The 15,352-nt window shown below is 65.7% G+C and carries 14 protein-coding genes; 10 read left to right on the top strand and 4 right to left on the bottom strand.

What is annotated here, in order from left to right:
- Both QH470_RS20150 and QH470_RS20155 read right to left on the bottom strand, forming a co-directional pair.
- Nucleotides 1–209: transposase (locus QH470_RS20150; RefSeq protein ID WP_280273947.1), on the bottom strand; the 209-nt coding region annotated here is incomplete at its 3' end.
- 9 nt (nucleotides 210–218) lie between these two features.
- Nucleotides 219–848: a helix-turn-helix domain-containing protein gene (locus tag QH470_RS20155; protein ID WP_280273948.1), complete on the bottom strand. Its 630-nt coding sequence runs from the start codon at nucleotides 846–848 to the stop codon at nucleotides 219–221.
- A gap of 200 nt (nucleotides 849–1,048) precedes the next feature.
- Between QH470_RS20155 and QH470_RS20160 the strand changes: the two genes are divergently transcribed.
- The 4 genes from QH470_RS20160 (at nucleotide 1,049) to QH470_RS20175 (ending at nucleotide 3,621) form a co-directional block, all read left to right on the top strand.
- The gene (locus tag QH470_RS20160; protein WP_280273949.1) at nucleotides 1,049–1,345 is read left to right on the top strand and encodes a hypothetical protein; all 297 of its coding nucleotides are present in this window, start codon (nucleotides 1,049–1,051) and stop codon (nucleotides 1,343–1,345) included.
- A 21-nt stretch (nucleotides 1,346–1,366) separates the two neighbouring features.
- Nucleotides 1,367–1,909 carry a hypothetical protein gene (locus tag QH470_RS20165; protein ID WP_280273950.1) on the top strand — a complete coding sequence of 181 codons (543 nt, stop codon included), beginning with the start codon at nucleotides 1,367–1,369 and terminating at the stop codon, nucleotides 1,907–1,909.
- A gap of 478 nt (nucleotides 1,910–2,387) precedes the next feature.
- A complete protein-coding gene (locus QH470_RS20170; protein ID WP_280273951.1) occupies nucleotides 2,388–2,981 on the top strand; it encodes a hypothetical protein in 594 nt (197 codons plus the stop codon).
- A gap of 202 nt (nucleotides 2,982–3,183) precedes the next feature.
- Entirely contained in the window at nucleotides 3,184–3,621 is a 438-nt protein-coding gene (locus QH470_RS20175) for an NUDIX domain-containing protein (protein ID WP_280273952.1), read from the top strand.
- A 23-nt stretch (nucleotides 3,622–3,644) separates the two neighbouring features.
- Here QH470_RS20175 and QH470_RS20180 read toward each other — a convergent pair whose 3' ends face one another.
- Both QH470_RS20180 and QH470_RS20185 read right to left on the bottom strand, forming a co-directional pair.
- Nucleotides 3,645–5,075 (bottom strand): serine/threonine-protein kinase, encoded by a 1,431-nt coding sequence (locus QH470_RS20180; protein ID WP_280273953.1) that lies wholly within the window; start codon nucleotides 5,073–5,075, stop codon nucleotides 3,645–3,647.
- A gap of 88 nt (nucleotides 5,076–5,163) precedes the next feature.
- Nucleotides 5,164–5,799, bottom strand: coding sequence for a hypothetical protein (locus tag QH470_RS20185; protein WP_280273954.1), 636 nt, complete (start codon nucleotides 5,797–5,799; stop codon nucleotides 5,164–5,166).
- 211 nt (nucleotides 5,800–6,010) lie between these two features.
- Between QH470_RS20185 and QH470_RS20190 the strand changes: the two genes are divergently transcribed.
- From QH470_RS20190 to QH470_RS20220, 6 genes are all read left to right on the top strand, one after another.
- Nucleotides 6,011–7,381, top strand: a complete 1,371-nt coding sequence (locus QH470_RS20190; protein WP_280273955.1) for an FAD-binding oxidoreductase — start codon at nucleotides 6,011–6,013, stop codon at nucleotides 7,379–7,381.
- A gap of 117 nt (nucleotides 7,382–7,498) precedes the next feature.
- Entirely contained in the window at nucleotides 7,499–9,151 is a 1,653-nt protein-coding gene (locus tag QH470_RS20195; RefSeq protein WP_425302716.1) for an acyl-CoA synthetase, read from the top strand.
- Nucleotides 9,152–9,349: 198 nt separating this feature from the next.
- Nucleotides 9,350–10,957 carry an acyl-CoA synthetase gene (locus QH470_RS20200; protein WP_280273956.1) on the top strand — a complete coding sequence of 536 codons (1,608 nt, stop codon included), beginning with the start codon at nucleotides 9,350–9,352 and terminating at the stop codon, nucleotides 10,955–10,957.
- A gap of 80 nt (nucleotides 10,958–11,037) precedes the next feature.
- Complete coding sequence (locus tag QH470_RS20205; protein WP_280273957.1) at nucleotides 11,038–11,619, top strand: hypothetical protein; 582 nt, start codon at nucleotides 11,038–11,040, stop codon at nucleotides 11,617–11,619.
- 646 nt (nucleotides 11,620–12,265) lie between these two features.
- On the top strand, nucleotides 12,266–13,750 hold the full coding sequence (locus tag QH470_RS20210; protein WP_280273958.1) for a PepSY-associated TM helix domain-containing protein: 1,485 nt from the start codon (nucleotides 12,266–12,268) through the stop codon (nucleotides 13,748–13,750).
- Between the two features lie 679 nt (nucleotides 13,751–14,429).
- Nucleotides 14,430–15,347, top strand: a complete 918-nt coding sequence (locus QH470_RS20220; protein ID WP_280273959.1) for an NAD(P)H-binding protein — start codon at nucleotides 14,430–14,432, stop codon at nucleotides 15,345–15,347.
- The last annotated feature ends 5 nt before the right edge of the window (nucleotides 15,348–15,352 follow it).

The following is a 15,352-nucleotide window of genomic DNA, read 5'->3' on the forward strand; positions in this document are numbered from 1 at the left end:
GCCCGCTCCGCAGCATCCAAGGGCTTTTCCCCGTGGATCTCGGCCGCGGCGATCCTGCGCCGCTCATCTTTGACCCACGTCCCCAGCAGACTCTCGTGAATACCCAGCTCCCGGGCAACTTCAGCGACCGTGCGACCCGAATCGATCACACGATGCGCAGCCTCGACCTTGTACTCGGCCGTGAACGACCGACGCTTACGAGGAGGCACACAGACATCCTAACCAGCGGGAACAACCATCCCGCTAACTCGGTGTCCACTCCCCGGGGTGAACCTCACGCCGTCCTCGGCGAGCGTCGCGTCGGCAAGGTCGAGTGCCTTCGCAAGGTCCCCGGTGTGCCGAGCCGTGAGCGACCGGAACGACAACGCGTGTGCTCGTTGCGGTCCGTCCTGTGCCAGTTCGGCCGCGTCGGCGAGAACTTTGTCGGCAATCGCCCGCTGACCCGTGGCGTGCTCCAGCCAACCCCGGTACCGCGTGACTTCGGACGCTAAGCCGTTATCCAAACCTCTTGCGAGAGTATCAATTCCGCGTACCACAGGAAGGACGGGAGCCGCGCCTATCCGGTCTTCTAGGTGTCGGGTGCGCTCCAGGATGACAGCCACATCGGCAGCACCGGTCCCGTCCGGATCGGTGGCTATAGCGCTGAGCCTGCCCGCCACTGGATCATCACCCAGCACGCGGCGATACGCAGCGGCCACCCCCTCGGGCACCGGGCGTTGCCCGTTCTCTATCTGCGACAGATACGCCGGTGAGTAGTGGGTTTTCTCAGCCATACGACGCAGGCCGATACCGGCCACTGTGCGAAGTTCACGCAACAGTGTTCCGGTCACGTCCGAATCTGCGAACACGTGCAAACACGCTAGTCCTCCGAACTCACCTGCGGGTCACGGATGCTCGTTACTGGCTTCGCAGAGGGGGTTGCAGCCAATCAACTCACCCCCGGCCCGGTTCTTCCTCTGCGGACGCCTCTAGCACGCCGACTACATGGCGACGGGAGTACAAAACGATGCGCTTTCGACCGACCGCATTGGGATGGGTAGATCCGGAGGTGTCCGACGCGCTGATGTGGGACCGCGCTCAGGTGCAACGCCAGGCGCGCTCGCTCGGGTACCTGAACGTCTGGCCTGAACCATCGCTCACCCCGCTAGCGGACCAGGTGCGTACTGCCGATGTAGATGCCGTGATCACTCCGTCACCGCAACACCTGAGCCCGCTCGAGTTGAACGGGGTGCTGTACTTCGACGAGATCGAAACTATCTCTCCGCGAATGAGTTTCGCCCGATGGACACTGAATCAAGCCCGACTCAGGCCGGACCTATTAGGCTCCGAAGGCATCCAGAACTGATGAGCTGAGGGGATCGACAAAATGGGCGATTACCGGACGTACACACAAGCCGAGCTTGAACAGAAGGAACGCGACCAGCAAGACCCGAAATGGCTCGAATGGGTTGACCCCATTCGAATGAACGCTCAGATTTACAAGTTACTGAACGAAACAGTTCCGGATATACCGGACAATCCATGGTCACCCGAAGGGCTAGACCGTGCGGAGCGATATGCATTGGACCGGTTCTCATCAATGGATGACGTAGACAAGCCCGAGAATCGGGATATCGCTGATCAGCTCACCCGGTTTATCGGCGAAGTGTTCCGGCGAAACTTCGACGGAGAATGGTACAACGTTCCCGAAATGAGCGGCGAACGCTACTCCGATTTCGGCCCCGTGATTCGCGATGAATGGAGTGACGCGTATCTAGACACAGCGAATCTCGTTACCGCCGCCGTACATCGAAAGTGGGGGGATTACTGGTCTGGGATCTACTCCAACAGTATCGAAACTCATAAGAGTTGGGTTGAAGCCGGGAAGCCTTCCCTTCATGAGTGGCTGAGAATACAAGAATCGTCATAGGTCACCAAAGGGGGGTTATGGGGTATGAATGGAATGAACGGCTAGAGAAAGACTATCGGCACTACGTCGGAGGCAAATGGTTTCAAGGGCTCAATGCTCGCGACCGCCAAGGCTACCGCGAAGCCAGGAACCAATGGCAGAGATCCCGAGAAGTTGGTAACCGATTCCGGGATGGTATGGCCTTCATACGCGGCCAGACCGCTGAGCGCGGTTACGAGAAGGAAGTACGGCACCAGACGCCGAGCGGCGTCAGGGTTCACGATATATCCAACACGAAAGCTCGCGAAGGGCAGGAGTACAAATCAGGCAGAGTCGACAAAGAGAAGGCTCTCCCTCAGCTGGTCAAGAAGAATACTTGATGCAGCGAGGTTACGAAATCGGCTGGACAGTCGTAGCAGGCGCTCGGATAGATAAAGAGGTTCGGGAGAGATTTAAAGAACTCCGAGAAAAGTATGCTCGGCAATTCAGGGTTCAGGAAGTGTCGCGCGAGCAATTCCGGCTTGCGTTGACGGTAGCGAAGAACCTGGAAAGACAGCGCAAGCGCCGGGAGAAAGAAGAAAGGGCCAGAGTAAGGGCGGAGAGGAAAGCCCGAGAAGAGAAAGCGCGTCAGGAACGCGCCAAGGCCGAACGCGAGCGTAAGGCCCGTGAGGAACGCGAACGGGTACAGCGCGAAGCGGCCGAGCGGGTAGCTCGGGAGTTCGCGGAGAAGTACCGAGCGCTGCTGTCTCGGGACCGGGAACCGAGCCAAGGCGACTCGGCACGGGTGCGGGACGAAACCGACGCAGCCGAGAAATTGCAGCAGCATGAGCGCGACCAGGCCGACGAGAAAGCCCGGCAGAAACAGCGTGAGGCAGCCGACCGGCTCGCACTCGAAGCGCGACGAGCACGCGAATTAGCGGACAATCGACAACCCGGCGAGATGACACGAGAAGTCGCCGACATATTGCATGTCACCCGACCGACACCCGGAATCGAACTCCCGCACCGGGAACCCCCGCAAGCGGGCCGGACTCGCGGCGGCAGAGAGGAACGTAGCCGCGAGCGCGGCGGACGAGAACGCACCCGCGACTAGACGAACAAGAGACACCGAAACACCGGCCTAGAACGGCCGTAGAACTCCGAACTCTACGCGGACTTGATGTCAGCGGCATTGCTATGGATTGTTCGCCTACTTCGAAGATGACAGCGTACCGGCCGGGAGCAAAGAACTCGATATTTGACTCGTGGCACGAGCAATGTGATCCAGCACATCGCTGAACCGAAAGGATGATCTCGTGGATCCTGCTTTGATCGAACAACTGACCATCGACGCGGCCAGCGACGGCGTGCAGCAACTCGTCGTTGGTGGGGTCGTCCAGCATGCCGGTAGGGTGCTGCTCCTTCAGCGGCCTGAGGACGACTTCATGGGCGGTATCTGGGAGTTGCCCAGTGGGAAAGTCGAATCCGGCGAATCGCTCGATCATGCCTTGATTCGTGAGGTCAAGGAAGAGACGGGGCTCGGGGTGACTGCTATACGCAGCTACCTCGGTAGTTTCGACTATGAATCCGGCAGCGGGAAGAAGGCCCGGCAGTTCAACTTCGCAGTCGATGTGAGCGACACTGAACCGGTGCTGCTTCAAGAGCACGATGCGTACACCTGGACGGCGCTCACCGAGGAACTGCCGGTTACCGAGGCCGTCCGGCGGGTGCTCGCGGAATATCGGCGGACATAAGGCGGGAATCGGTTAACGGCAGGTCAGTTCGGTGGCTGGGGCGTGTCCATCTTGGTGCATTGCCAGCGGCCGTCGAGATATTCGACGGTCATGGTGAGCGGGACTTGTTTGGCTTGTGGACTCGAGCTGGTGCTCACGTTGCGGAGCGTCTGGGTGAGTAGTGCGGCGATTTCCGCGCGGGTCGAGTCACCGGACTTGAAGTAGCACTGGGCATCGCTGGCCTGAGAAGACACCTGGCTCTGGGTCATGGCGCCTTGCAGCGTGGGCCACGAGCTGTCGAACTGAGCCTGGAGATCCCCCGCCGCGCCGTCGTCGAGCGACTTCTTGTACAAATCGAGATTTTTGTAGTCGTAGGTCATCATGGTGCGACCGAAGTCGCAGGCGAACACGCGGGCCGCCTCGCGTGCTGCTTCGGCGGACTGTTGCTCGTGCTGTTTGCTGGACGAATTGTGCAGCACCAGAACAACAGTCGTGGCAGCACCGCCGAGGACCAGGACGATACCCAGCACCGCGGCGATGAACATTCCGCGGCGGCGACGCTTCGGCACCGACGATGCCGAGGGCGCGAAGGCCATCGGGTGCGCGGGGGTGAAGGCCGCCGGTTGCGGAATATGCCTGCCCGCCAGCGCATTTGCCGCCTCGGCGGCCAGTTCTCCACAGCTGCCGAACCGCTGTCGCGGGTCCTTGGCCAGCGCACGCGCTATCACGGCGTCGAAACCCGGTGGCAGCGCGGGATTTCGGTGGCTCGGCACCGGCGGGGGCTGGTGCAGGTGGGCGGTGATGAGCTGGGCGGAGTTGGTTCCGGGATACGGGTGATCGCCGGTGAGCATGTGGCAGAGCGTGCCGCCGAGCGCGTATACGTCGGTGCGGTGATCGACCGGTGTGCCGACGTCGAACTGTTCGGGCGCGGCGTATTGGAGGCTGGCGTAGACGTCGCCGGTGCGGGTGAGGCCGACGGACTCGTCGAGGGCCTTGGCGATGCCGAAGTCGGCGAGCAGTACTCGCTGCTGCGGGCCGCGCGCGAGCAGGATATTGGCCGGTTTGACGTCACGATGCAGGATCCCGGCCGCATGGGCATGGTCCAATGCACGGGCGGTTTCGGTAATGATCCGCACCGATTGTTCCGGCGGGATCGGACCATTGCGCACCACGGCCGCGACATCGGTGCCGTCGACGTACTCCATCGCGATCCACAGCCGGCCCTCGTGCTCACCGCGCGCGTGAATGGCGACGATGTTCGGATGTGCCAGCCGCGCCACGGTATCCGCCTCGCGTTGGAATCGCGCCCGGACATCCGGATCACCGGCCATGGCATGGCTGAGCAGCTTCAACGCGACGAACCGCGGCAGATCACGGTCGTGCGCGAGATACACCTCCCCCATGCCGCCGACACCCAGCAACCGTTCGATGCGATAGCCGGCGAAGACCTGCCCGTGCACCAGCGTGTTACCCAACCCCGTCCTCCTCCACCCGAAGCTCCGATTACGGTAGCCGACCGTGCCGGAGCGAGCGACCTCTCGGCGTCGAGGAGGACGGCGGCACTCAGCAACCGAAGGCCTGGCCGACATTCTCTTTCGGGTCGGCCGTCTTCTCGCGCAGGCAACCGAACGGGACGACGCCCGCATCACTTATTCGCGCACCGGATTTCACCACTGTGTGAATGCATACGAGGCCGTCTGTTTCGAGGCGGCAGGTGTAGTCCTTGGCAGTGATGCGGCTGCCGTAGGGCAGGGGCGCGCCGTCCCCAAGAATGAAGGGGCCCGGGTCACCGTGCAGGGAGCCGACGGAGAGGGCTGCGCCCGAGTAGTCGATCCAGTTGGGAACCCAGTTGCCGATGTACTCGCCAGGGGGGCGAGTGGGCGGGTGCTGAAGCTCCACCAGACAGCTCAAGTCGTCGACGCGGCCGCGGAAATCGGTGGTGCACTTGATCTTTCCGGTGGGGCTGACGAAGGCGATATCGCCGTTGAGCGGTGTGGACTTGCCGTCTCGGGTGGCGGTGCCGAACTGTGCGGTGTCGACCGGTTTTCCGGCCTGCACCCAGGCGGCGACGTCGGCGAACGAGGCGCCGCGGGCGGGCGCTTGCGTGACGGCATCGGAAACGGGATGTGGCTCGCCGTCTTTCGTCAGGGAGCAACCGGCCGCCAGGAGCACGAGCATCGTCAACACCGCGATACGCATGCCGCTCACACTAAGCGGTGATGCGGCCGCGCGGTGCGCTCCCGGCGCCCGGGCTGCGTTCCGGCCGGAGACGCGCCGGGCCGAAAAGTCGGGACACGCGGAATCGGCGGAATGTGTCGGAGGTGCGTGTCATGCTGGGGTTCCGCGGTCGAGACAGGCCTGAAAGCGCACCAGCGCAGGCAGATTCGCACGACAAGTGAGTGGGGATGCCATGTCCGAAATACCGTCCGATATAGCGATCGCCCGCCATCGCCGGGATGTCGCCGAACTGCACGACAGGTTCGAGGCACTACCGGCCGGCGAGCCGGTACACCTGGTCAAGTCCACCTCCAACCTGTGGCGGCCCCGCGTCCAGCGCGGAAACGGCCTGGACGTCCGGACATTCGACCGGGTGCTGACTGTCGATCCGGGCAGTCGCACGGCCGAGGTCGAGGGCATGGCGACCTATGAGACCATCGCCGACGCGGCCCTCGCCCAGCGCATGCTGCCGCCGCTGGTGCTGGACTGCAAGACCATCACCCTCGGCGGCGCGGTCGTGGGCACGGGCGCCGAATCCTCCTCGTTCCGTGCCGGTCTGCCGCACGACAGCGTCACCGAGATGGAGATCCTGACCGGCGACGGACGCATCGTGACGGCCACCGCGGACAACGAGCACGCCGAACTCTTCCACGCCTTCCCGCACTCCTACGGCTGTCTCGGCTACGCCCTGCGGCTACGGATCGATCTGGAACCGGCACAACGGTTCGTCCGGCTGCGACACGTGCGGACGGGCTCGACCGGCGAGTGGGTATCGGCACTGCGCAAGATCACCGAGATCCGCGAGTTCGACGGGGAGCGAGTCGATTTCGTGGACGGCACCTACTTCGGCCCGGACGCGGTCTATCTCAGCCTGGGCACCTTCACCGACACCGCGCCCTACCTGTCGGACTACACCGGCCGGCGGATCTACTACCACGCCGTCCGTTCCCACACCGAGGATTACCTCGCCATCCGCGACTATCTGTGGCGCTGGGACACCGATCTGTACTGGACCTCGAAGTCGTTCGGCCTGGAAAACCCTGTGGTGCGGCAACTTTGGCCGCAGCGCTACCGCAATGCCGAGACCCTGCGCCGCCTGCAGATGTGGGCGCGGCGCGACGGCCGCGTCGACCGTGCCCTCGCCGCGGTCGGGCGCCCGGTGGAATGGGTGTTGCAGGACGCGGACCTGCCGGTGGAGACGGTGCCGGAATTCCTGGAGTTCTTCGATCGCGAGGTCGGCATCGCACCGGTCTGGCTGTGCCCTTTCGTCATGCGCAGGCCCGCGAGCCTGTATCCGATCGAGACCGGCCGCCTGTTCGTCAGCGTCGGCTTCTGGGCGCCGGTCCGGTTACGCCGCGGTCAGGCGCCGGGCCACCACAACCGGCTGATCGAGCGGAAGATCACCGAACTCGGCGGCCGAAAACCGCTGTACTCGACGGCCCACTACGGCGAAGAGGAATTCTGGCAGCTGTACGGCGGCGGCACCTACCACCGGCTGAAGGCCGCCTACGACCCCGACGGCCGCTTCCCCGACCTGTACGACAAATGCGTGCGCGGCGGGTAGAACGGGCCGCCCGACTTGGCCGAATTTGTGTATCCCAGGTCACACCCGACTGCTACCTTCCACAACACGGACGGGTTGCGTGCGATGTCGCACGTGGGGCACGCGGAGGTGTTCGAGGTGACCTCGATTCTGGAGGAAGTGCAGCGCAGGACGGCCCACACGGTGGAGGCGCTGCGCGGGTTGAACGTGTTGCGGACGCGCGGTTTCATCGATCCCCGCGATCCGGTGGAGACGCTGCGGACCATCAAGGAGTCGCGCGTCCTGGGCCCGCAGGCGACCATGGTCCGGCATGCCGCCCGAACCTGGCCCGCCAACGTGGCCGCCGTCGACGAGCGCGGCGCGCTGACCTACCGGGAGCTGGACGAGGGCTCGAACGCGCTGGCACACGGGTTGCGCGGCCTCGGCATCACGCCGGGCACGGTGCTCGGCATCCTGGCCCGCGACCACCGCGGCCTGCTGCTGGCGATGGCGGCGGCCGGCAAGCTCGGCGCCCGGCTGGCGTTGATGAACACCGGCTTCGCGAAGCCACAGTTCGCCGAGGTCTGCCAGCGCGAGAACGTCAAGGCGGTGCTGCACGACAGCGAATTCGTCGGACTGCTCGACGCGCTGCCGCCGGAGCTGCCGCGCGTGCTCACCTGGGTCGACGAGGGCCACGAGGCGCCCGAGGGCGCCACCACCGTCGAGGCCCTCATCGCCGCCAACTCCAGCGCTCCCCTGCCGCTGCCCGACAAGCCCGGCGGCTTCATCATCCTCACCAGCGGCACCACCGGATTGTCGAAAGGCGCTCCGCGCGACAAGGTTTCGCCGCTGTCCACGGTGCAGGTGATCGACCGGCTGCCGTTCCCGCGCCAGGGCCGGATGATGATCGTCTCGCCCATCTTCCACAGCACCGGCCAGGCGACCTGGCTGGTGGCCGCGGGTCTCGGCAACGAGGTGGTGCTGATCCGCCGTTTCGACGCCGAGACGACGCTGCGCAAGATCGCCGAACATCGGGTGGAGATGCTGGTCGCGGTACCGACCATGCTGCACCGCATGGTGGAACTGGATCCGGCGATCCGGGCGAAGTACGACCTGTCGTCGCTGAAGTCGATCGTGCTGGCCGGTTCGGCGCTGTCACCGGAGCTGACCCTGCGCGCCACCGAGGCGTTCGGCCCGGTCGTCTACAACCTGTACGGCTCGACCGAATGCGCGGTCGCGACCGTGGCGCAACCGGCGGACCTGGCCATCGCACCCGGCACCGCCGGGCGCGCGCCCACCACCTGCGAGGTCGCGCTGTTCGACGACGACGGCCGTCGCATCCGCGACCGGCACGTCACCGGCCGCATCTTCATCCGCTCCGGCGCGCCGTTCAAGGGCTACACCGACGGCCGGCACAAGCAGATCATCGGCGACTACATGTCCTCCGGCGATGTCGGCCATTTCGACGAGCACGGCCTGCTGTTCGTCGACGGCCGCGACGACGACATGATCGTCTCCGGCGGCGAGAACGTCTTCCCGCAGGAGGTCGAGAACCTGCTGCTGGAGCGGCCCGATGTGTTCGACGCCGCCGTCATCGGAGTGGACGATGCGGAGTTCGGCAAACGGCTGCGCGCGTTCGTGGTGCCCGAGCCGGGCGTCACACCCGACGCCGACGAGATCAAGGCATACGTCAAGGGCAACCTGGCCCGCTACAAGGTGCCGCGCGAGGTCGTCTTCCTCGATGAACTCCCCCGCAATACAACCGGCAAACTGCTGCGGCGAGTGCTCAGCGAATACCCCGCCACACGGTAGATCGACCGTCCAGTTATACGCGTACTCTCGGTTACAGAGACACCGACCACATCCCGTCTGACCTGCTTGCTAGGGTTAGCAGCGCACTGGATCTCGATGTTGCGGTCCCGCCAGCCCGATCGGCGGAATCCGCGGAAGGTTGTACCTATGTCAGCTGTCCTTCCGTCAGTCAGCGGGGCTCTCCGCAAGGCCGGAGATATGGCTCTCAGCGTCAATGCCATGCGCAAGCGGGGGCTGTTCAGTCCGCTGCGGCCCGATCACGCGATCGGCTCGGCGCTCAATGTCGGCAAGTTCGGCCCGTTCGCGGGCGTGATCATGCACGCCGCCAAGACCAACGCGCACGCACCGGCCATCGTCGACGAACGCGGGGAACTCACCTTCGCGGAGATCGATGCCCAGTCCAATCAGGTCGCGCGCGGCCTGGCCGCACTGGGTCTGGGGCAGGGCGATGTCGTGGGGCTGCTCGCCCGCGACCACCGCGGCATGGTGCTGAGCCTGGCCGCCACCGGCAAGCTCGGGGTGCGCGCGGTGCTGATGAACACCGGTTTCGCCAAGCCGCAGTTCGCCGACGTCGCCGCGCGCGAGCAGGTGAAGGCGGTCCTGCACGACAGCGAGTTCGTCGACTTGATGAGCGCGATCCCGGCGGACATCCCGCGCATTCTGACGTGGGTGGACGAGAAGGACGGGGTGGATCCGGCCATTCCGACGCTGGATTCGTTGCGGGAGAACAGGTCCGGCGATCCGGTGCCGGCTCCGGAGAAGCCGGGCGGGATGATCATCCTGACCTCCGGCACCACCGGCACGCCCAAGGGCGCACCGCGGGAGAAGGTCAGCCCGTTCATCTCCGCGCAGTTCCTCGATCGAATTCCGTTGCCGCGCAACGGCACCATGGTGGTGGCCGCGCCGATCTTCCACGCCACCGGACTGTCGCAGTTCACCCTCGGGCTGGCGCTGGGCAACCGAATGGTGTTCCAGCAGCGGCGTTTCGATCCGGAGAAGACGCTCGCCAACATCACGAAGTATCAGGCGTCGTCGCTCGTGGTGGTGCCGACGATGCTGCAACGCATGCTCGACCTGCCCGCGGAGACGCTGGCCCGGTACGACATGTCGTCGCTGCGCATGCTGTTCGCCGCCGGCTCGGCGATCCCGCCGGACGTGGTCACGCGCAGTCTCGACTACTTCGGTGACGTCCTCTACAACGTGTACGGCTCCACCGAATGCGCCGTGATCACGGTCGCGAGCCCGCAGGATTTGCGGATCGCACCGACCACGGCCGGGCGCCCACCGGTCGGCATTCGCCTGGCCCTGTACGACGAGAATCGTAAGAAGATCACCGAGCCGCACGTCACCGGCACGATCTTCATCGCCAACGCGCACTCGTTCACCGCCTACACCGACGGCCGCACCAAGGAGACCGTCGACGGCATGATGTCCTCGGGCGACGTCGGCCACTTCGACGAGAACGGGCTGCTGTTCATCGACGGCCGCGACGACGACATGATCGTCTCCGGCGGCGAGAACGTCTTCCCGCAGGAAGTCGAGCATCTCATCGCCAACCGGCCCGATGTGCTCGAGGCCGCCGTCGTCGGCGTCGAGGATCGGGAATTCGGTAAGCGGTTGCGCGCCATCGTCGTCCCAGGACCCGATTCCGCCCGCGACCCGCAGGAGATCAAGGAATTCGTCAAGGCGAACCTCGCTCGCTACAAGGTTCCGCGCGAGGTCATCTTCCTGGACGAACTCCCCCGCAATGCCACCGGCAAACTGCTTCGCAAACCGCTCGTGGAGATGGAGACCGACGCCGAGTAGTTCCGGCGCGGGGTAGTCCTGCGTGGAATTGCTGTGCGAGGTCGGGTAATTGACGGTAAACAATCCGTTATTATCAGCAGGTGATTATCGACTCCGGCCGATCCCCGGCCCGCGACGCCGCGGCGGTGCGTATGCGCCGCACGGCGACCGCGCGGTTGCGCGGGGGATCGGCCGGGTCGGTTTCCGGCGCGCTCTCCGTGGCCGCGCACGGCTGGGCATCGGGCGGGATGCCGGTGGGGACCGCCACCGTGGCGCTGCTCGTGGCCGCCTGCACGGTGGTCGGCGCGCTGGTGGCCGGGCTGAGGCCGTTGCGTCATACGCGGTCCGCGCTGGCCGCAGCGCTGGTCGGCGGGCAATTGCTCGGCCACGCTGTGCTGTCGTTCGGGATGGCGGGTATGTCGCATGGTGAGTCGATGTGGACGCCGGTGATGCTGTGCGCCCATATCGCCGCCGCGTTGTGTGCCGCGGTGGTGATCCATGCGGCCGAGGCGGCGTACCGGATCGGTACGGCATTGTCCCGGGTGCTGCCGAAGCTGTTGCGGTCGCCCGTGATCGCGGGCCCGCGACTGCTGCGGACCGCCCATCGCGACCGAGTGATCCTGCGGGTCTTCGCCGCCGACGCTTTCCGCACGCGCGGCCCGCCGCTACTTGTTCGAGGCTGAACATTCCCTACACCCGTACGCACGTTTCGTATCCAACACTGTCTCGCGTGAACGTCCAGGCTGATCATCCAGCTGCAAAATCCCTACGCTGGAACGGCTTTCGAGATCACAATGCTCTTATCAGGGCTGGGTGATGTCCGCAGGCCGGAAATTCCGGTACTCCGGGACCTTTCGCCGCATGGATGATGAATGCTGCTCCGCACCATATCCGACAACCACATGTGCGGCACGGTGACCACGGCACGATCCCGTCACTGACGACGATCGGCCGCACTCGCCGTGCCATCTCGGCACACATCGGGAGCAGGATCGCGACCGGTCGCAAGGCCGCAGCACGGACACGGTGCCGACCAGGCACCGGCCCGCGTTGCGGACGAATCCGGTGCCTCGGCAGCAGGGCGAGCACGAGTCCGTCGGCCGAGTGGCGACGCCACGTTGATGAGCACAAGCCTGCCGCTCGGTCAGCAGGACCACAGTGGCGACCGCGAGCCGCCACGCGAGTTGCAGAGCTGTGGCGGTGAGCGCGAGTCGGATGCCCGCTGGCCGAGGCGGTGGTGGCGAGCATGAGTTGCCATCCGGTCAGGTGGCCCGGGGCCATCGGGCGGCAGCGGTGCGTGCGGGTGCCTCTTGAACAGGAGCACTTCCCTTGAGCATTACCGATTCACCGGTTCCCGCGACGGAACCACCACAGAGTGCGCCGGAGGCGTCCGGCGCGCCCGCGCCGCCGGATCGCGGCCGCCGTAGGCGTGGGGCGATATTCGCCCTGGCGATGCGGCTGCATTTCTATGCCGGAGTTTTCGTTGCGCCGTTCATTCTGATCGCGGCGGTCACCGGTGCGCTGTACGCGATCTCGCCCACGCTGGAGTCGATCGTGGATCGCGATCTGCTGCACGTGGATTCGACCGGGGCGGCGCGGCCACTGTCGGAGCAGATCGCGGCGGCGGTGGCGCGGGAGCCGGGGCTGGCGTTGAATGCTGTTGCGCCCGCGCAGGGTCCGGGCGATACCACGCGGGTCGTGTTCACCGATCCGGCGCTGGGTGAGTCCGAGCGACGGGCGGTCTTCGTCGATCCGGCGACGGCCGAAACAGTCGGCACCAGCGTGGTTTACGGCAGCTCGGGTGCGTTGCCCACCCGCACCTGGATCGATCTGCTGCACCGGAATCTGCATTTGGGCGAGACCGGGCGTCTCTACAGTGAGATGGCCGCTTCGTGGATGTGGGTGATCGCGCTGGCGGGACTCGTGCTCTGGATACGGCGGGTGCGGTCACGGCGGGAACGGCGGTCCCTCGGCTGGCTGGCGCGGCCCGACCGGTCCGGGACGGGGCGCAATCGGACGCTGAATTGGCATGCGGCCGTGGGCTTCTGGATTCTGCTGCCGTTGCTCTTCCTGTCCGCGACCGGCATGACCTGGTCGACATACGCCGGTGGTCACATCGAGAAGCTGCGTGCCGAACTCAGCTGGACCAAACCGGCCGTGGGCGCCACCCTGCCGGGAACCGCCGGTCCCGCCGTGGCCGCCGGGGGTGAGCACGCCGGACACGGCGGCGGCCACGAGATGGGCGCACCGGTGCCTGCGGACCGGGCCGCGCAGGCGGACAAGGTGTACGCGGTCGCGCGAGGGCACGGGCTGGAGGGGCCGCTGGAAATCAGTATCCCGGCCGCGGACGGCACCGCCTTCGTGGCGCAGGAACGGCGATTGTCCGGGGTGTACACGCAGGATTCGATCGCCGTGGACGGACGCACCGGCGACGTGACCGACGTGCTCCGGTACAGCGATTGGCCGCTGATGGCCAAGCTCGCCAACTGGGGCATCCAGTTGCACATGGGCATGCTGTTCGGTCTGGCCAATCAGTTGCTGTTGCTGGTCACGATGATCGCCCTGATCACTGTGCTCGTGCGCGGTTACCTGATGTGGTGGCGCCGCCGTCCCACCCGGGCGGGCGGCCGGTTCGCGTTCGGCAGGCCGCCGCGCCGCGGAGTGCTGCGTCGCGCACCGCTGTATCTCATGGTGACGGTGCCGGCCGTCGCCGTGGCGATCGGCTGGTTCGCGCCGTTGCTGGGCATCAGCCTGCTGGCATTCCTGGCCGTCGACGTGATAGTGGGATTGTCCCGCCGCCGTACGGCCAGCTGACTCCATAACCCTTCCCGCACAACGGCTTCGGCACAATGCCCAAGCCTTGCCCGTCGCTGTGCCGGCACCGGGCCGCGGGAGAAACGGAAGTCGGTGAACGCGGGTGTGGTGGGCACGTATGAGGGGGCCGACCACACCCGCCGCCCCGGCGGCGAACGCCGTCACCCGCGTTGCCGCGCGGCATGTTCACGACAACAACAGCGGACGTGGCGATGACCAGGCCCACCGCCGTTACTGCCGTGAAGGACTCGCCGAACATCACCGCACCCCAGACGGCGGTGGTCGGGGCCATCAGGAACATCAGCGAATTGACCTACGCCGGACCCGGACACCGTGGCCGATACCATCACCCTGCTGCACGAAGGCGCCCTGGTGTGCCACGGCATGCACGTCACCCCGGACCCGATCGCGCAGGCCCGCGACGCGGCTGTATCGCTGCTCAGCTGAAATACCTTTGCCCGCAACGGTTTTCGCGCCGTTCCGTCCGGAGATGGCACAAAATCGCTGCGCGCAACAGTGTGTGGGAAGACCGACAACCATGTGCGCGGGCGCTTCTCCGCGCGCTACCTTCGCGCAGACAGCGGTTCGAGCAGGGATTACCCGACGACCCCACGACTCTGCGCACGGGCGCCGTCTGCGAGCGACTTCCGCTGATCCGCACGTTACGACCAGGAGTGCTATGACCATTCTCGTTACCGGCGCGACCGGAAATATCGGCCGCTGCCTCGTTCACCGGCTCGTCGACGCCGGGCAAGCAGTACGGGCCATGACCCGCACGCCGCACGCCGCGCACCTTCCCGGCTCGGTGGATGTCAGATATGGGGACTTCGAGAAGCCCGACACCTGGCCCGACGTGCTCGAGGGTGTCGAGCGCGTCTATCTGTTCCCACACATCTACGACGTCGATACGCCCGGCGGTCACTTCATCGACCGGGCGGCGCGGGCGGGCACGCGCCGCTTCGTGGTGCATTCCGCCGCCGCGGCCGGTTTCACCGGCGACGAGCCCGCCGATCCCGGCCTGAAGCATTTGAAACGACACCTGGCGGTAGAGCGGCGTGCCCATCGGGAACTCGAACAGTGGGTCGAGGCCACCGGCGCCGAATGGACTCATCTGCGCCCCGGCCTGCTGGCGGTCAATGCGCTGAGCTGGGCGGAGTCCATTCGCACCGAGCGCGTCGTCCGGGAACCGTACCCCGCGTCCGGCTACCCGTGGATCCACGAAGCCGATATCGCCGAGGTCGCCGCCGCGGCCTTACTGACGGACGCGCACGTCGGCGCGGCGTACACCCTCACTGGACCGGCCAAAGTAACTCAGGCCGAACAGGTTCGGGCCATCGCCGCTGCGATCGACGACGTCATCCGATTCGAGGAACTGACTCCCGGGCAGGTGCGCGAGCACTGGCTCCGCAACGGGTACCCGGACGAGTACGTCGACTGGATGCTCGAGCTACGGGCCGACTCGGTCACCGGGACCGGGTCGGTTCCACCGACCGACACCTTCCACCGGATCACCGGAGGGTCACCGCGCAGCTTCGCGCAGTGGGCCATCGATCACCGGGCCGACTTTCAATCGCCGTCAATCCCCTTGCCGGAGTAGGAGTT

The organism is Nocardia wallacei (assembly GCF_029868745.1).
In the GTDB taxonomy this organism is placed as follows: Bacteria; Actinomycetota; Actinomycetes; order Mycobacteriales; family Mycobacteriaceae; genus Nocardia; species Nocardia wallacei_B.

Bases quoted from the DNA above. Each gene is read 5' to 3' on its own strand.
- QH470_RS20165 (WP_280273950.1), top strand. From the start codon at position 1,367: ATGGGCGATTACCGGACGTACACACAAGCCGAGCTTGAACAGAAGGAA.
- QH470_RS20220 (WP_280273959.1), top strand. From the start codon at position 14,430: ATGACCATTCTCGTTACCGGCGCGACCGGAAATATCGGCCGCTGCCTC.
- QH470_RS20190 (WP_280273955.1), top strand. From the start codon at position 6,011: ATGTCCGAAATACCGTCCGATATAGCGATCGCCCGCCATCGCCGGGAT.
- QH470_RS20200 (WP_280273956.1), top strand. From the start codon at position 9,350: ATGGCTCTCAGCGTCAATGCCATGCGCAAGCGGGGGCTGTTCAGTCCG.
- QH470_RS20185 (WP_280273954.1), bottom strand. From the start codon at position 5,799: ATGCGTATCGCGGTGTTGACGATGCTCGTGCTCCTGGCGGCCGGTTGC.